Source organism: Arthrobacter sp. Rue61a (assembly GCF_000294695.2).
Taxonomy (GTDB): Bacteria; Actinomycetota; Actinomycetes; order Actinomycetales; family Micrococcaceae; genus Arthrobacter; species Arthrobacter aurescens_A.
Genome location: NC_018531.1, coordinates 83,383 through 100,848, shown reverse-complemented (window position 1 = coordinate 100,848; position 17,466 = coordinate 83,383). Strand labels below are relative to the sequence as shown.

The 17,466-nt window shown below is 62.6% G+C and carries 13 protein-coding genes; 9 read left to right on the top strand and 4 right to left on the bottom strand.

Translation table 11 applies throughout. From position 1 onward, the window contains the following. The first annotated feature begins 6 nt into the window (after nucleotides 1–6). Nucleotides 7–1,506, top strand: a complete 1,500-nt coding sequence (locus tag ARUE_RS00485; protein ID WP_014920343.1) for a peptide MFS transporter — start codon at nucleotides 7–9, stop codon at nucleotides 1,504–1,506. An 84-nt stretch (nucleotides 1,507–1,590) separates the two neighbouring features. On the opposite strand, the gene ARUE_RS00480 is transcribed toward ARUE_RS00485, so the two are convergent. Next, nucleotides 1,591–2,220: a DUF4190 domain-containing protein gene (locus ARUE_RS00480; RefSeq protein WP_014920342.1), complete on the bottom strand. Its 630-nt coding sequence runs from the start codon at nucleotides 2,218–2,220 to the stop codon at nucleotides 1,591–1,593. Between the two features lie 192 nt (nucleotides 2,221–2,412). Between ARUE_RS00480 and ARUE_RS00475 the strand changes: the two genes are divergently transcribed. Together ARUE_RS00475 and pgm are read left to right on the top strand one after the other, a co-directional pair. After that, on the top strand, nucleotides 2,413–3,168 hold the full coding sequence (locus ARUE_RS00475) for an SDR family NAD(P)-dependent oxidoreductase (protein ID WP_011772873.1): 756 nt from the start codon (nucleotides 2,413–2,415) through the stop codon (nucleotides 3,166–3,168). A gap of 196 nt (nucleotides 3,169–3,364) precedes the next feature. Continuing rightward, nucleotides 3,365–5,026: a phosphoglucomutase (alpha-D-glucose-1,6-bisphosphate-dependent) gene (gene pgm, locus ARUE_RS00470; RefSeq protein WP_238324454.1), complete on the top strand. Its 1,662-nt coding sequence runs from the start codon at nucleotides 3,365–3,367 to the stop codon at nucleotides 5,024–5,026. 128 nt (nucleotides 5,027–5,154) lie between these two features. Here pgm and ARUE_RS00465 read toward each other — a convergent pair whose 3' ends face one another. Together ARUE_RS00465 and ARUE_RS00460 are read right to left on the bottom strand one after the other, a co-directional pair. Then, nucleotides 5,155–5,655, bottom strand: coding sequence for a 2'-5' RNA ligase family protein (locus ARUE_RS00465; protein ID WP_014920341.1), 501 nt, complete (start codon nucleotides 5,653–5,655; stop codon nucleotides 5,155–5,157). A gap of 248 nt (nucleotides 5,656–5,903) precedes the next feature. Continuing rightward, the gene (locus tag ARUE_RS00460; RefSeq protein WP_014920340.1) at nucleotides 5,904–6,509 is read right to left on the bottom strand and encodes a malonic semialdehyde reductase; all 606 of its coding nucleotides are present in this window, start codon (nucleotides 6,507–6,509) and stop codon (nucleotides 5,904–5,906) included. Between the two features lie 204 nt (nucleotides 6,510–6,713). Between ARUE_RS00460 and opgC the strand changes: the two genes are divergently transcribed. Further along, entirely contained in the window at nucleotides 6,714–9,188 is a 2,475-nt protein-coding gene (gene opgC, locus ARUE_RS00455; protein ID WP_014920339.1) for an OpgC domain-containing protein, read from the top strand. Between the two features lie 74 nt (nucleotides 9,189–9,262). Continuing rightward, complete coding sequence (locus tag ARUE_RS00450; protein WP_014920338.1) at nucleotides 9,263–10,618, top strand: uracil-xanthine permease family protein; 1,356 nt, start codon at nucleotides 9,263–9,265, stop codon at nucleotides 10,616–10,618. Nucleotides 10,619–10,666: 48 nt separating this feature from the next. On the opposite strand, the gene ARUE_RS00445 is transcribed toward ARUE_RS00450, so the two are convergent. Beyond that, nucleotides 10,667–12,133, bottom strand: coding sequence for a GH25 family lysozyme (locus ARUE_RS00445; protein WP_014920337.1), 1,467 nt, complete (start codon nucleotides 12,131–12,133; stop codon nucleotides 10,667–10,669). A 452-nt stretch (nucleotides 12,134–12,585) separates the two neighbouring features. Here ARUE_RS00445 and ARUE_RS00440 point away from each other — a divergent pair, with 452 nt between their 5' ends. The 4 genes from ARUE_RS00440 to ARUE_RS00425 all read left to right on the top strand — a co-directional run bounded on the left by ARUE_RS00440 (nucleotide 12,586) and on the right by ARUE_RS00425 (nucleotide 17,423). Further along, nucleotides 12,586–13,902 (top strand): ABC transporter substrate-binding protein, encoded by a 1,317-nt coding sequence (locus tag ARUE_RS00440; RefSeq protein ID WP_017198221.1) that lies wholly within the window; start codon nucleotides 12,586–12,588, stop codon nucleotides 13,900–13,902. A 67-nt stretch (nucleotides 13,903–13,969) separates the two neighbouring features. Next, a complete protein-coding gene (locus ARUE_RS00435; protein WP_014920335.1) occupies nucleotides 13,970–15,067 on the top strand; it encodes a carbohydrate ABC transporter permease in 1,098 nt (365 codons plus the stop codon). Further along, nucleotides 15,064–15,966 carry a carbohydrate ABC transporter permease gene (locus ARUE_RS00430; RefSeq protein WP_014920334.1) on the top strand — a complete coding sequence of 301 codons (903 nt, stop codon included), beginning with the start codon at nucleotides 15,064–15,066 and terminating at the stop codon, nucleotides 15,964–15,966. The genes ARUE_RS00435 and ARUE_RS00430 overlap by 4 nt, the downstream gene beginning before the upstream one ends. Next, nucleotides 15,966–17,423, top strand: coding sequence for a GH1 family beta-glucosidase (locus ARUE_RS00425; protein WP_014920333.1), 1,458 nt, complete (start codon nucleotides 15,966–15,968; stop codon nucleotides 17,421–17,423). The genes ARUE_RS00430 and ARUE_RS00425 overlap by 1 nt, the downstream gene beginning before the upstream one ends. Nucleotides 17,424–17,466 lie beyond the last annotated feature (43 nt).

Genomic DNA, 17,466 nt, shown 5'->3' with positions numbered 1-17,466 from the left:
GTGACAATGCCCGCAGTCAGTGCCAGCATTGAGAAAATGAGCACACCTCAAACCACGGCTGAGTCCGCAAAGCCAGCGGGCGATACGTCATTCTTCGGCCACCCAAAGATGTTGGCCAGCCTCTTCTCCGTGGAAATGTGGGAGCGATTCTCCTTCTACGGCATGCAGGGCATTCTGCTCTACTACATGTACTTCACCGCCGAGCAGGGCGGTCTTTCCATTGACCAGGGGCTCGCTGCTGGTTTGGTGGGTGCGTACGGTGGTGGCGTTTACCTGTCGACGATCCTCGGCGCCTGGCTCGCCGACCGTCTCTTCGGCTCCGAAAAGGTCCTGTTCGGTTCTGCCATCATGATCATGGCAGGCCACATCGCACTGGCGCTTCTGCCGGGCATCCCTGGCTTGATCGCGGGCTTGGTGCTGGTGGGCATCGGCTCGGGTGGCCTGAAAGCCAACGCCACCGCCCTGGTGGGCACCCTGTACGGCGAGAAGGATGAGCGCCGCGACGCCGGCTTCTCCATCTTCTACATGGGCATCAACATCGGCGGGCTGATCGGCCCACTGGTGACCGGATGGCTGCAGACCAGCTACGGCTTCCACATTGGCTTCGGCGCCGCCGCCGTGGGTATGGCGATCGGCCTGGTCATCTACTCCCTGGGCCGCAAGAAGCTCCCGGAGGAAGCACACCGCGTACCCAATCCGCTGCCGACGAAGGACCGCACCAAGTACGGCCTGATTTTCCTGGGCATCCTGATTGTCATCGGCGTGCTGCTCGGCACAGGGATTGTCAACGCCAACAACCTGGCCCGGAGCATGGCCTACGCGGCCATCGGTGCCGCCGTGATCTACCTTTTCCTGATCTTCCGCAGCCCGTTGGTCACCGGTGTGGAGCGCAAGCGCGTTGTGGCCTTCATACCCTTGTTCATCGCATCGGCCGGATTCTGGGCACTGTTCCAGCAGCAGTTCACGTTCATTGCCGTGTACTCGCAGGAGAAGCTGGACCGCAACCTGTTCGGCTGGGAAATGCCGGCCGCGTGGGTCCAGTCCATCAACCCGGTGTTCATCATCATCTTCGCCGGCGTCATGGCTGCACTCTGGACCAAGCTGGGCTCCAAGCAGCCCAGTTCGCCGCTGAAGTTCTCCGCTGGCCTGTTCATCATGGGCCTGGCGTTCCTTGCGTTCATCCCGCTGGCCGGCGACGGCAAGACCCCGCTGCTGGCACTGGTGGGCATCCTGTTCATGTTCACCCTGGCGGAACTGTTCCTCTCCCCCATCGGCTTGTCAGTGAGCACCAAGCTCGCACCCAAGGCGTTCCATACGCAGATGGTGGCCCTGTTCTTCCTGTCCGTCTCGCTCGGCACCACACTGGCCGGCATCCTCGCAGGCCTCTACAACCCCGAGGACGAGCTCCCGTACTTCCTGGGGATCGGCGGCGTGGCAGTGGTCCTGGCTGTTGGCCTGGCTGCGGCATCGCCCGCGATCAAGAAACTGATGGGTGGCGTTCGCTAGACTTCCCGGCTGACGGCACAACGACGGCGACCCTTGCGTTCGGTGGGATTCCCACCTGACGCAAGGGTCGCCGTCGTATGCGGTTTAGAACCTGTTGTTATAGCTGCTGCTTGACGCGCCGATGGCGATGAAGAAAATGATGCCAAAAATCACCGTCAGGGCCACACCGAGGTAACCCATCACCAGGCCGGCTATTGCCATGCCCTTGCCCGCGGGCTCGCGCTTCAGCGCGAGGTGACCCAGGATCACGGCTGCGATCTGCGGGAGGATGAAGAATCCGAAGCCAACGTAGACGGCGATGCCGCAGCACATGCTGGCGATGCTCAGGCCCTTGGGCTCGGCCTGCATGGCGTAGTAGGCGGGCTGGCCGTACGGCGACTGCGGCTGACCGTAAGGCTGCTGGTTGAAGGCCTGCTGCTGGTAGGGGCTCGGCGGCTGACCGTACGGTGACGGGGGCTGCTGACTGTAGTCGCCCGGTGCGTACGCGCCGGCGGGCTGCTGTGGCTGAGCGTACGGATTCTGCCCGTGCGCGCTCTGCTCGTAGGGCGGGAGCGGCTGGGTAGCGTTGGCGCCCTGCTCCGGCGCGTACTCGGCGGGCGTGCCCTGATTGTGCGTGGTGGACTCGGGAGCGCTGAACTGTGCCGGCGGAACATACTGCGGCGGTTCGTAGCCGGACGGCTTGTCCTCGTTGCCCCTGGCTGGCTGGTCTGACATAGAAATCCCCCTGGATTGGTCTTTGAACCCAACACTACCGCCGCCGGGGGCACCGCATAAGTAGGGCCCGTTGCTGTGACTGGATTCATGCAAATGCATGGAATATGCCGGGAAGGGACCCGGTTGGCATTAATAGCGACGTAAGCAGCGCTAACTACGAAATCTGCGGGTCAACCCCGCGAAGGAGGAATCATGGGTAACTTCGAAGGCAAGACCGCGCTCGTCACTGGCGGCGGCTCGGGACTCGGAGAAGCGATCAGCAAGGACCTCGCGAAGAACGGCGTCAACGTTGTTGTTGTGGACGTCAATCTCGACGCCGCCACACGCGTGGCTGACCAGATCACGGCCGACGGCGGCACAGCAGTTGCCTTCCAAGGCAACACCGCCGTGGCCGAGGACAGCAAGAAAGCCGTGGACTTCGCAATCGAGACCTATGGTGCCCTCAACTACGCCGTCAACAACGCCGGAATCGGCGGAGCCAGCGCCCCGGTCGGCGAAGTAGACATCGAAGACTGGGACAGGGTCATTGCCATCAACCTGAGCGGTGTCCTGTACGGCATGCGCTACCAAGTCCCGGCGATCCTGGCCGCCGGAGCCTCCGAGGGCGCCATCGTCAACATGGCCTCAATCCACGGCGCCGTCGCTGCACCCGGCAACGCCGCGTACACCGCAGCCAAGCACGGCGTGGTGGGCCTGACCAAGAACGCCGCCGCTGAATACGGCGCACAGGGTCTTCGCGTCAACGCCATCGGCCCCGGCTACATCGATACTCCCTTGCTGGCCGCCGCACCGAAGGAAGTCATCAGCGGGCTCGAAGCAAAGCACCCGCTGGGTCGGTTGGGCAAGGCCGAGGAGATCGCGAACGTCACCACGTTCCTCCTCTCCGACAAGGCCAGTTTCATGACCGGTTCGTATGTACTCGTCGATGGCGGATACACCGCCGTCTAACCCTCGGCAGCTCTTTGGACGACGTCGCTCCGCCCTGGTTCAAGACCGGGCGGAGCGTTGTTTTGCTAGCAGCCGCTCTTGAACGAGGGGTTAATCTTTAGCCTTTTGCGATCGCGATTCCGCCATTCGGCGTCACAGGGGCCGCAACACGGACATTTCGTTCCGGCTTGCGCCGCGGTCTGGCATGCTGGACCCCATGGCTAGCCGAGCGGGCACAGTTGCCCTTCCCCAGGACCTTGTTGACATCACAGCCCTGCTGGACGCGTATTTCGACGTCACTCCGGATTTGGGCGACCCTGCGCAGCGCGTGGCGTTTGGAACGTCGGGACACCGCGGATCCAGTTTGAAGGCGTCCTTCAACGAGCCGCACATCCTCGCAATCACGCAGGCAATCGTTGAATATCGCGGCCGCCAGGGCATCACCGGGCCGTTGTTCATCGGCCGCGACACCCATGCCCTGAGCGAGCCGGCACAGAACTCCGCATTGGAGGTACTGGCCGCCAATGGTGTGACCGTCCTGGTGGACGCCCGCCACGGCTACACCCCGACGCCTGCACTGAGCCACGCGATCCTCAAGTACAACCGCGAAGCTGCGCCAGGCACTCCCCAGGCTGACGGCATCGTGGTCACCCCCAGCCACAACCCGCCAGGCGATGGAGGCTTCAAGTACAACCCTCCGCACGGCGGCCCGGCCGACACCGACGCCACCGGCTGGATCGCCGATCGCGCCAACCAGCTGCTTGAGAACGGCCTGCGCGGCGTCAAGCGCATGCCCCTGAACGACGCCTTGGCCGCTGACACCACCGGCAAGTTCGACTTCCTCAGCAGCTATGTTGACGACCTCCCTTCCGTGCTGAACCTTGACGCCATCCGGAACGCCGGCGTCCGCATCGGAGCAGATCCCATGGGCGGCGCCTCCGTGGACTACTGGGGCGAAATCGGCGAACGCCACCAACTAAACCTCACGGTGGTCAACCCCACCGTTGATCCGCAGTGGGCATTCATGACCCTCGACTGGGACGAGAAGATCCGCATGGATTGCTCGTCGCCGTCGGCCATGGCGTCACTGATCAAGCGGATGGCCGCAGGTGCCGATGGCACCGCCGCTTACGACGTCGCCACCGGGAACGATGCCGACGCCGACCGCCACGGCATTGTCACCCCCGATGGCGGGCTCATGAACCCGAACCACTACCTCGCAGTCGCCATTGACTACCTGTACCGGAACCGCAGTGGCTGGAATCCCGAGTCTGTCGTGGGCAAGACACTGGTTTCGTCCTCGATCATCGACCGCGTTGCTGCCGGACTTGGGCGCAAACTGGTTGAGGTTCCTGTTGGTTTCAAGTGGTTCGTTCCCGGCCTGCTGTCCGGCGAGGGTGCCTTCGGTGGCGAAGAGTCTGCCGGCGCATCCTTCAACAAGCTCGACGGCAGTGTGTGGACCACGGACAAGGACGGCATCCTACTGGCACTGCTGGCGTCCGAGATCACGGCCGTCACGGGGTCCTCTCCTTCACAGCTCTACAAGGGCCTGACCGACCAGTTCGGTTCCCCCGTTTACGCTCGCATCGACGCCGCCGCTACCCGTGAGCAGAAGTCCAAGCTGGGCAAACTCTCCGCCGCCGATGTCACCGCCACTTCCCTTGCCGGCGAAGAGATCACTGCGAAGCTCACTGAGGCTCCCGGCAACGGCGCTCCGATCGGCGGCCTGAAGGTTGTCACCGAGAATGCCTGGTTCGCAGCCCGCCCTTCCGGCACCGAGGATGTGTACAAGATCTACGCCGAGTCCTTCAAGGGCGCGGACCACTTGGCGCAGGTGCAGAAAGAAGCCAAGGCACTGGTAGACGGCGTTATCGCGTAGTGCTTGTGGGTGACCTTCGTGCCGCGATGGCAGCGGCTTCGGCCGCTGGCGACGCGCATATTCGCTAAGGGCCCTGAGACGGGCTGAGGACGCTTGGATATGGGTGTCTTCAGCCCGTTGCCGTGTCTTCAGCCGGTTTTGGTGTCCTGAGTCCAGAGCCTGAGGATGCGGCGGATGGTGTGGTCGCCTTCGGGAGCCATGTCCACCAGGGCTACTTGGTCAAGCACGACGGCGTCTCCGGACTTTGGTCTCTTGCCGTCGTGGTGCGAGATGTGCGGCCGGTAGCGTTCCATCACATAGTTCGGCGTAGCTATCCTCCCGCCGATGCTGTTCACGGCGTCCACGATCTCTTCATGCAACCCCTGAAGCAGCGGGTTGTGCTCGATCAGGCTCACCGGGATGGACCCCATATGCCCAAAGCCCGCCTCTTCGCCCACTCTCAGCCGGGTACCAAGCGCACCCTTGACCGGCGCTTCGGCCTGGTCCGCAAGGACATCGGCGACATCGGCACTCACGTTCGCGCCGACGTCGAACCTTAACAGCGTGATGTGGAGCGGCCAGTCGCTGCGCGGAAAGACCAGCCCCGGCGAGACGGGCTCCGTGAACGCCACCCAGATGAGGTTCCGCATAGGCATAGTTTGCCACCAGCACCCATCCCTCTCTCACATCCCAGCCCTTAAAGGCCGACGCTCTCTCACATCCCGCGCCTATAACCGAATCCTTCTCTCACCTACCGGCCCTGATTGGCCCCAAAGCCCGAGGGATGTGAGAGAGCGATGGCCCCAAGCCCGAGGGATGTGAGAGAGCGTCCAGGGTGCCGGCAATGCAAAAAACGCCCGCTCACCGGAACGTGAGCGGGCGTTTCTGTCGGGAAACGCTAGACGGTGCGAACAACGTCGTCGTAAGCGAACTTCGGCTTGGCTTCGCCCCAGGCGTCCGGGCCGGGCTGGCCGATGTTGACCACCAAGAAGCTCTTCTGGTCGCCGGCCGGGAAGAATTCGGCGTCGATGGCGGCGAAGTCGGCGCCGGTCATCGGGCCGGCAGCGAAACCGAGCGAGCGCACGGCGAGGATGAAGTAGCCGGCCTGCAAGTGTGCGTTGTTGTTGCCAGTAGCAGCGGCTAAAGCGGGGTCGGCGTCGTACATTGCCTTAGGCGCGCCGTAGGCGGGCAGGAACTTGTCCCACTGGCCCTGCCAGTCGGTGTCATAGGACAGGATGGCGACCAGCGGCGCGGAGGCTGTCTTCGCCTGGTTGCCGCGCGAGAGGGCATCTACCAGCTTGGCTCGGGCATCGTCCGAGCGGACGTAGGTCACGCGGAGCGGCTGGGAGTTGAAGGCAGTGGGGCCGAACTTGGTGAGCTCGTAGATGGCGCGGGCCTGCTCGTCGGTGACCTCACCGGCGAAGCTGTTGGCGGTACGGGCTTCGGCAAAAATGGCGTCGACTGCTGCGGCGTCAATGACTGCTTCTTCGTGGGCGATCGTCATTTCGTGAACCTTTCGGTGGGCCCTGGCCCCTGAGCCGGCCGGGCACTTCTGCTTTCCATGGTTGCAACTTCAACTTCCGTTGTCCTCTTCCCGTGACGGTCCGTGACGTTGGGCACAGCACAAAAGTCGGTAGCATCATGCATACGAGCTGCCGCCGCTTTGGGGAGGTTCAGCCGTGGGAATGACGACACCAGAAGGGGCCTGATGCCTACGTTTCCCCTAGCGGCCCGTCAGCGGGCGCTGGCTGTTCTTGCCATGCTTCTGGCGATGTTCCTGATGCCAACCGCGCAGGCCTGGGGCTCCGTTCAACAGCCCGGCGTCGAGGATCCCGGAACGCGGTTCTTTGGTGCCTTGTTGGACTGGGACACGGATTCGGCAGCAGATTACGCCCAGCGGCTCGGGGCGCCCGCGGCACTCTACGGCCAAAACGTGTCCTTGCCCGTGGACGAAGGCGGCCGCGAATACCTGAAGGGCTACTTCTCCCAGATCGCCGAGCAAGGCTCGCATGCGTTGCTCACGGTCCGCCCCGGGATCCCGCTTAAGGACATCAACCAGGACGTTGCGTCCGCTTTTGCGCGTCAAATCACGACGGCGGCAGCCGGCTTCCGGGGGAAGGTCCTGGTCCGCTTCGCACCGGAAATGAACGCCCCGTGGGTCAGCTGGGGTCAAGAACCGGAAGCTTATCGAGCTGCTTTCGACAACGTAGCCGCAGCACTCCGGGCCACCCTGCCGGATCCCGTGATGGTGTGGTCTCCGACCGCAGAGAAGGATTACCCCTTTCAGGTAGCGACGTCCACCCCTCCCAAGGGTGTGCCCTTGGCATCGCTGGACACCAGCGGGAACGGCATCTGGGACCAGGACGATTCCGCCTTCGAGCCCTATTACCCGGGCGATGACGTGGTGGACTGGGTTGGCCTGTCCGTTTACCACGACACAACGGGCGCCGGCGCGGCCAGTAATACCCTGCCCGCCGCGGGCGAGTTCAATGAAGCCCTGCACGCGTCAAGTGGTGGGGACGGAACCGACAATTTCTACAGCACTTACGTGCAAGCCCGGACCAAGCCTCTTCTGGTTGAAACCGGAGCCTTTTTCTCGCCCGGGGCCGGTGGCGCCGCTGAGCTGGATGTTAAGGAAACGTGGTGGCACCAGGTTTTCGCCTCAGTTGCGGAGCCCGGGAATGGGTCCGTCCGGGCAGTGGTCTGGAACGAAACCACAGAAGTGCGCGATCCTGGCCGGGTGCCCATCGATTGGAGGGCTACCGCCGAACCCTCGCTGGCCAACCCCTTCCGAACCTCGTTGGACACCTCAGGCCTCACCATTGGACCGGTCACCGAGAAGGGCCTGGACAACGTGCCCGGCATTGAGGCACCACAGCCGAAGACGGGGACGGTCATCCAAGGCTGGGCGGCATGGGCTTCTGCCGGATCAGTGCTGGTAGCTGTGGCGGCGTTGTGGTTCTTGTCCTCACGGGCTTTCGCCAGCAAATGGTCCTACACCGGCACGGGTAAACGTGATGCGCGGATCGACATGCTCCGGGGCCTGGCCATCGTGTTTGTGGTGGTTAACCACGTTGGCATCAACTCCGTATTCCAACTGCTGAGCCAAGAGACCCTCGGAGTAGTTTCCGGAGCGGAGCTCTTCGTCATGCTCTCCGGGGTGGTCCTGGGCATGGTCTATGGTCCCCGGATTGCCACCGAACTCGGGGACGTAGTGGACGGGACCACCAAGCGTGCCTGGAAGCTGTATTTCACAGCCCTCGCCGTGGTCCTGATCGTTTACGGCCTGAGCCTGCTGCCCTTCATCAACGCCGCAGCAGTCACCACATTCACGGATCAAGGAACCGGTGGGGCGGGGCGCGCGGCCGCGGGAACTACGTATGACCTCTACGCAGGCATGGAGGGGCTGCTGCAGTTCCCCGTCCCGCAGGGGCTCATCCCGGCTCTCCTGTTGCTGCAAGTTGGGCCGTGGCAGTTCAACATCATGGGTCTCTACGTCGTCCTCTTGCTCATCAGCCCGCTAATCCTCGTTGCGCTTTCCCGCGGGTTTACCTGGCTGGTCCTCACGCTCAGCGTCGGCCTTTACATCGCGGGGTCGATCTTCCGTTTCCGCCTGCTGCCTTCGCAGTTCGAGGATTCCTTCCCGCTTCTCGTGTGGCAGCTCCTGTTCGTTGTGGGAATGACCGCCGGGTTCTATCGACATCACATCATCGAGTGGTTTGCCGATCGGCGTCGGCGTTGGCTGCTTGGGGTGTGCATTTTCCTGGCGGCTGCCTGTGCCGTCTTCTCTTGGAGCGGCCCGTATCTGACCAACCAACTGGACTTCCGGCTCGCGCTTATCCCTGAAACGACGTTCAGGTACGTCTACGACACCTTCTTCAGCCGGACTTATCTCGGCCCGGGGCGGGTGCTCAACGTCTTCCTCATCACCATCGCCTTGTACGCATTGCTAAGTGCCTTTTGGAAGCCGTTGTCACGCGCCGTTGGCTGGTTCTTCATACCCCTGGGCCAAGCCACGTTGTACGTGTTCATCATGCACGTGTTCTTCATTGTGGCCATCGCCAACATCCCTGTGCTGCGGGACGGGAACCTCTGGCTGAACACCGGCGTGTATATCGCCTTGCTCGCCATACTTTGGGTGATGGTGAAAACCAAGTTCCTGTTCAGGCTGGTTCCCCGCTAAAGCGCCGCATGTGGGTGGGCATTTGGCGGTAATGTTGCACCGAATCCCAATACTCTTCTGAGGAAGGCCCCGCCATGAGCATGCTCGGCATCAAATGGAAGCTCCACGGCAACGGCAAGTCCATTCGCCCCGGCCACGTGGTGGCTCCCGACGAGCGGCTTGCGTGGCCCCTGACCATCGGCATTGGCATGCAGCACGTGGTGGCCATGTTCGGCGCCACTTTCCTGGTCCCCATCATCACCGGCATGCCGCCGGCCACCACCCTGCTCTTCTCGGGCATCGGAACGCTACTGTTCCTCGTGATCACCAAGGGCCGGGTGCCCAGCTACCTCGGTTCGAGCTTCGCGTTCATCGCCCCGATCATGGCGTCCCAGCAGCAGTACGGCGTTAGCGGCGCCTTGGGCGGCGTGGTGCTTGCCGGCGTCGTACTGGCGCTTATTGGTGCGGTGGTCCAGAAGTTTGGCGCCGAATGGATCAACCGGCTCATGCCGCCGATCGTCACCGGCGCGATTGTGGCGCTGATCGGCTTGAATCTCGCGCCAGCCGCGAAGGCAAACTTCGACGCCGCTCCCGTCACCGCGCTGATCACGCTGGTGACGATCATCCTGGTCAGTGTCCTCTTCCGCGGAATTCTGGGGCGTCTGAGCATTTTGGTGGGTGTTGTGGTCGGGTATCTCGTGGCCATGATGCGCGGTGAGGTGTCCTACGAAAAGATGGACGCAGCCGCGTGGGTTGGCCTGCCGCTGTTCCAGACGCCCGAGTTCCACATCGGCGTGGTGGGCCTGTTCGTCCCCGTGGTGCTGGTGCTCGTGGCTGAGAACGTGGGGCATGTGAAGTCGGTTGCCGCGATGACCGGCCAAAACCTCGACGGCGTCTCCGGCCGCGCGCTGATGGCCGACGGCGCCGCGACGGTACTTGCCGGGTTCGGCGGCGGTTCCGGTACCACGACTTATGCGGAGAACATCGGCGTCATGGCCGCCACCAAGGTCTATTCGACGGCGGCCTACTGGGTGGCTGGTGTCTTCGCCATCCTGCTGAGCTTCTCCCCGAAATTCGGCGAACTGATCGCCACTGTCCCGCCCGGTGTGCTAGGCGGCGCCGCGACCATGCTGTACGGCATGATCGGCGTTCTCGGCGTGAAGATCTGGGTGCAGAACAAGGTCAACTTCTCCAACCCCATAAACCTGACCACGGCTGCTGTTGCCCTGATTATCGGCATCGCGGACTACACCTGGACCATTGGCGAGCTGAAGTTCACGGGCATTGCGCTCGGGTCCGCTGCTGCCCTGGTGATCTACCACGGCATGAAGGGGCTGGCCCACTGGCGCGGGACCGTCGCCGAACCGGAAACCGAGACGGCAGGGCTGCCGCCAGCGGTGAAGTCGGCGATGAATGCTGCGGCGAAGAGGGGCGGGAAGAAGGGGAAGTAGGGGTTCCTTCCGGGCAATTCTGATGCGGCGTTAAGCCGGGAGCAGCCCCTACTGGTCCCCGAACTTGGTGTCGAAACGGCTCATGAACGCGGCCATGGCATCGCGGGCCACCGGCTCAAAGGGCCTATAGGTCTTGGTCCCATCAGCTTCGGTCCATCCGGAACTGATGCCGCTGCTCGCGAGCCACGTGATCTGTTTGTAGAACGGGTTGGTCGTGGCAACGTCCGTAAACGGCGACTCCGCGGGGGCATTGAACTCCGGCGAACCAGCCAGCCTGTACATAAATGCGGCCATGGCGTCGCGGGCCACCGGCTCGAAGGGCCTGTAGGTCTTGGTCCCAGTGGGCTCGATCCACCCGGTACTGATGCCCTTGCTGGCAAGCCAGGTGATCTGTTTGTAGAACGGGTTGGTCGTGGCTACGTCCGTAAAGGGCGACTTGGCGGGAGCTGTGAAGGCGGGTGAGCCTGCCAGCCGGTACATGAAGGCGGCCATGGCGTCACGGGCTACGGGGGCCAAGGGTCGGTAGGTCCTGGCTCCGTTGGCCTCGGTCCATCCTGTTGAAATGCCGCGGGACCCGAGCCAATTGACTTCAGTGGTGAACTGCCCGCCGGATATGTCGGAGAAAATGGGGCCGGGGTTGCTGGCGAAGGCCGTCAACTGCCCGACGGTACCGTTGAAGACATTCTGATCGCCCGGGAACACGCCGGAATCGGCGTACTGCCACAAGGTGTAGGCATTCCAACCAGCTGGCAGCGCCCCGGGTGTCGACTCCCACTTGGCGATGTGCAGAGGGTGGTTTCCGAAGCCATTGGCCCTACCCGTGCAGGTATTCCACCAGTCCGTGGTGGTGTAGATGGCAGGAAGGCGGCCGGTTCGCGACAGGATGGTGGTGGCGAAATCGGAGACCCACGACACCATCTCGCCAGGGGTCATACCGTAGCAAGTGCTGCCGTAAGGGTTGTATTCGAGGTCCAGCAGCGCAGGCAGTGTTTTTCCATCCGGCGTCCAGGCTGCACCGCTCTGGAGGAAGTAGCTGGCTTGAGCGGCACCGGAAGACGCGTTGGGAAGCGCGAAATGGTAGGCGCCGCGCAGCATCCCGGCTGAAGCAGCTCCGGCATATTGGTCAGCGAAGTACGGATTGCTGTATTCGGTCCCCTCGCTGGCTTTGACGTACGCGAACTTGGCCCCGTTTGCTGCAGCCTTGGTCCAGTCCACCACCCCTTGGTGGCTACTGACATCCATGCCCGGCACACCCGGTAATGAAGAAGCGGAATCTGTGGCCTGAATGGAGAACAATTGGCCTGCGCTTTCATGACCACGAATGGTCGATCCCATCGCGTGGTCGTTTTGGACTATGGGCGATTCTTCGGAGGCGGTGGCCGCCGTTGCACCAGACGCGGCGAGAAGCATGGTGGCGAGTAGGACAGCGGCCGTTTTAGCGCCGGCGAACCCTCGTGTCGGCGGTTTGGCTGAAGTTTTCGGGAGGCTTGAGCAGCTGGACATGGAGAATTTCATTCGACGATTCCTTCGACGTTCGAGAGGAACCGGCGCCCCCACGTGGTTCAGCCCAGCCTACTATCCAACGTCACACTCCCACTTCCTCCATGAACGCCGCGCGCCGCTCTAGCAACGCAGAACCCGTGGATGATCAGAATTGGGGTCCCCGCCCCGTATTCAACAGAATGCACCCTCGAACGCTAACACCAGTGGCAACAGACCCTGCAGCAGAAAAGGGGCCGAGGAGCGTGGGATATCGGCTCGTCGAGGGGTTAGCTTTCGGCAGAAAGGGCCCCCAATAACCCCGAGAGCTAACCCCTCGGCGTGAGTGGTCTTTTAGAGACACAGAGTAATCGTCAGAGAGCGCTCTCTTGACGTACGTGACTTGCAGCACATACATTGGTCCCACATCTCAGAGAGCGCTCTCTCGCCATCGGCGTACGGTCGCTCGAACACACAAAGGAGTGATCGTGGAGTTTTCGCGACTAAGGAAATTCACTGCCCTGGCGGGCGTAGCCTCACTAGCCCTCGTGGCCGCGGGCTGCAGCGGCGGAGGCGACAAAGCGGCGAGCGCCGACAACCCCGTCACACTGACTGTGACCACCTTCGGCACTTTCGGATACGACGACCTGTATGCCGAATATGAGAAGCAGAACCCCGGCGTCACGATTGAGGCCACCAACATCGACCGCGGTTCCAACGCCAGGACCGATGCGTTCACCAAGCTCGCTGCCGGTTCAGGCCTCAGCGACGTCACGGCCATCGAGGAGGGCTGGCTCGGCTCGATCATGGAGGTCTCGGACCAGTTCGTTGACCTCAAGGAACACGGCGCCGAGGACATCAAAGGCAACTGGGTGGACTGGAAGTACAAGCAGGGCACTGACCCCAACGGGCGCGTGATCGGCTATGGCACGGACATCGGACCGCAGGCATTGTGCTTCAACGGCAAGCTGTTCGAAGCGGCCGGCCTACCGAGCGACCGCGAAAAGGTGGCCGAGCTCTTCGGCGGCAAGGACGCCAGCTGGGATACGTACTTCAAGCTGGGCCGCCAGTACAAAGAGGCCACCGGCAAGGCCTGGTATGACCAGTCCGGCTTCGTCTGGAACTCCATGGTCAACCAGATGGACGAGGGTTACTACACGAAAGACGGCAAGCTGAACGTCGAGGGCAACAAGGAGATGCGGGCAAAGTTCGACATGCTCGCTGCAGGCACCGCCGATGGCCTGTCCTCCAACCAAACCCAGTTCGACTGGGGTAACGGCAAGGCCTTCGTGGACGGTTCCTTTGCAACACACGTATGCCCGGCGTGGATGCTCGGCACCATTAAGGGCCAGCTCGAGTCCGCCGGCGGCGGGGCAGCAAGCGGCTGGGATGTAGCTGACGTGTTCCCGGGCGGCGCCTCCAACTGGGGCGGAGCCTTCCTCTCGGTTCCCAAGAGCTCCAAGCACCCTGCTGAAGCAGCCAAGCTGGCAGCATGGCTGACCGCACCGGAGCAGCAGATCAAGCAGTCCGCCGCAGCGAACAACTTCCCGAGCACGCTCGAAGCCCAGGCAAAGATCGTGGAAGCAGCCAAGCCGAACGAACTGTTCAACAACGCTCCCTACGGAGCGATCTTTGAGTCCCGCGCTGAGGGTGTCATCGCCCAGTTCAAGGGTCCGGATGACTCTGTGATCCAGGAGAACGTCTTCGGTCCCGCCCTCAAGATGCTCGATTCGGGCAAGGGCACCGCGGATGAAGCCTGGAACGAAGCCGTCAAGCTCCTCAACGACCTCGTGGTCAACAACTAGCAGAACCCGGCCGTGGGGCCTCCGGGATAAAAGCCGGAGGCCCCCTCACAGAGTCTGAGACCCGTCCATGACCACCACATTGAACCGCCCGGCAGCGAGCAGATCGGCTGCCAGTAAACCGAAACCGACCTTCCGCCAACGTTTGAGCGTCTTTGATATGAAGGCGTCCCCCTACTTCTATATCGCCCCGTTTTTCATCCTGTTTGCCTTGGTGGGCCTCTTTCCCCTGGGCTACACGTTCTTCGTCTCCCTCTTCGACTGGCACCTGCTCAAAGGCCAAGGAGAGTTTGTAGGATTCCAAAACTTCGCGGAGGTGCTGCAGGACAGGTTCTTCTGGAACTCCTTGTTCAACACCGTCAGCATCTTCCTGATCTCCACCATCCCCCAGCTGATCATGGCTACCATCATTGCCGCGGTCCTGGATCAGAACCTCCGCGCCAAGACCTTTTGGCGCATGAGCATCCTGCTCCCCTACGTCGTGACTCCCGTGGCTGTGGCCATGATCTTCACCAACATGTTCGGGGAGCAGTACGGGCTTATCAACAACATCCTGTCGAGCTTCGGCATCGACCCCATCATGTGGAAGAACGACACTCTTCCCAGCCACATCGCCATCGCCACCATGGTGAACTGGCGCTGGACTGGCTACAACGCGTTGATCCTCCTGGCGGCAATGCAGTCGGTGCCGCGCGATATTTACGAGTCCGCAGCGATCGACGGCGCCGGCTCGGTCCGCCGCTTCTTCAGCATCACCCTCCCGAGCATCCGGCCCACCGTGGTGTTCGTCATTGTCACGGCGACCATCGGCGGGCTGCAGATCTTCACTGAGCCCCGGCTCTTCGATCCCGTGGCCGCAGGTGGAACGGCACGGCAGTTCCAGACCACCGTGCTTTACCTGTGGGAAATGGCCTTCCAGCGGCAGAACTTCGGCAAAGCCTCCACTATCGCTTGGCTCCTGTTCCTGATCATCCTGCTTTTCGGCATTGTGAACTGGCTGATCTCACGCCGTATCGCCACCAATGGCGACGATCGCGGGGCCGCCAGCCGCCGCCGTCGGAAGCGCCCTTTGGCCGCGAGCGCAAAAGCTGACGACGCCGGCCTCGCCGCCCAAGCGGCAGGGGCACCGGCCGCCGCACCAGACTCAACCCCGAGGAGCGGGCAATGACCCTCACGCAAAACCGCCCACAAGCACCGGCCCCTCAGCGAACCTCCCGGTCCCTGACCGCACGGAATGCACTCTTCGGCAACGGCCGCCGGCCCGGCTTCCTCACCTATGGGCTGCTGCTCGCGTTCTTCCTGGCCTCGGCCTACCCGCTCTGGTGGTCCGTCATCATCGGCAGCCGCTCCAACGAGGCCCTCGGGGAAACGTGGCCGCCACTTTTCCCGGGCGGCAACTTCTGGACCAACGTCGGGGAAGTCTTCGACACCATCCCGTTCTGGCTGGCACTTGGCAACAGCGTACTGATTTCAGGCATCATCACCGTCTCTGTTGTGGGGTTCTCCACCTTGGCCGGGTACGCGTTCGCCAAGCTGCGCTTCCGTGGCCGCAACTGGCTGATGGTGGCAGTCATCGCCACCATGGCCATCCCCACGCAGCTCGGCATCATCCCGCTGTTCATGCTGATGCGCACGCTGGGCTGGACAGGTGAGATCGGCGCCGTCGTCATCCCCACGCTGGTCACAGCGTTCGGTGTCTTCTTCATGCGGCAGTACCTGGTGGACGTGATCCCGGACGAGCTCATCGAGTCGGCACGCATGGATGGAGCGTCCATGATCTCAACGTTCTGGCATGTGGCACTCCCGGCCGCACGTCCGGCCATGGCAATCCTCGGTCTGTTCACGTTCATGACGGCGTGGACTGATTTCCTGTGGCCCCTGTTGGTTCTCGACGCCGGCAACCCCACCTTGCAGACGGCGCTCAGCCAACTGCAGTCGGCCCGCTACGTGGACTATTCAATCGTCCTGGCCGGTGCCGTCATGGCAACACTTCCCCTGTTGGCTCTCTTCGTCATAGCGGGACGCCAACTCATATCCGGAATCATGCAAGGAGCAGTGAAGGGCTAATGCCATTCGAAGCAACAACCCACCCAGCGATCACACCTCATAGCAGGGTGTGGCCCGAGGGCTTCCTCTGGGGTTCGGCCACCGCCGCAGCCCAGGTGGAAGGTGCCAGCCACGAAGGCGGCAAGGAAGATTCCGTGTGGGATGCCTTCGCCCGTATTCCGGGTGCCGTCGCCAACGGTGAGACGCTGAAGGACGCGGTGCAGCACTACCACCGCATGCCCCAGGACGTCAGGATCATGAAGGAGCTGGGCCTGGATTCCTACCGGTTCTCTACCAGCTGGTCCCGTGTCCGGCCCGGCGGCCGTTCCGTGAACGCGGAGGGCCTGGACTTTTACTCGCGGCTGGTGGATGAACTGCTCGACGCCGGCATCCTCCCTTGGTTGACCCTTTACCACTGGGACCTGCCGCAGGCGCTGGAGGAGAAAGGCGGCTGGGCCAACCGCGACACCGCCTACCGCTTCGTCGACTACGCGAACGACGTCTATTCGGCTCTGGGTGATCGGGTCCAGCACTGGACCACTTTCAACGAACCGTTCTGCTCATCACTCCTTGGCTATGCGGCAGGCGTCCACGCCCCTGGCCGCCAGGAACCGGAAGCAGCCGTCGCGGCGATCCATCACCAGCACCTCGCCCACGGTTTGGTGGTCAACGAGCTGCGGAGTCGCGGCGCCCAACAGCTGGGGATCACGCTCAATCTCAGCAACTCCATCCCGCGGGATCCCTCCGATCCTGTGGACCTCGATGCCGCCCGGCGGTTCGATTCGCTGCAGAACAGAATCTTCCTGGATCCAATCCTCCGTGGCGCCTACCCGGAGGACACCCTCAATGATCTTGAGCAGTTCGGCATTCGGGATGTGATCAAGCCCGGCGATCTGGACATCATCGGGGCTCCCATCGACTTCCTGGGCGTCAACCACTACCACGATGACCTCATCAGCGGACACCCCACCGCTGAACACGGCGACGGCCACTCGGGCGGCGCAACCCGTCCGACGTCGTCGTGCTGGATCGGTTCGGAAGATATCGCCTTCCCCAGCCGCGGTCTGCCACGCACGGCCATGAACTGGGAGGTCAACCCGGATGGACTTCGGATGCTTCTGGTGCGCCTTGGCGAGGAATACCCAGCGCTGCCGCCGCTCTACATCACGGAAAACGGTGCGGCATACGACGACGTCGTCAGTCCTGACGGTGCAGTCCACGACGCCGAGCGGACTCAGTTCGTCCTGGACCACATCGCAGCCGTGGGTGAGGCGCTCGATCAGGGCGCCGATGTGCGCGGCTACTTTGTTTGGTCGCTCCTGGACAACTTCGAATGGTCCTGGGGATACGGCAAGCGCTTCGGGGTGGTTCGCGTGGACTACGACACCTTTGAGCGGACGGTCAAGGACAGCGGACTGGCATACGCCCGGGTCATTGCGTCAGCCAAGGCATCGGCGAGCGCCACTGTGAACGCCTAAAGTAGCCTTCAAAGGCATACTTTTCTTACGTTCCGGAGATGAC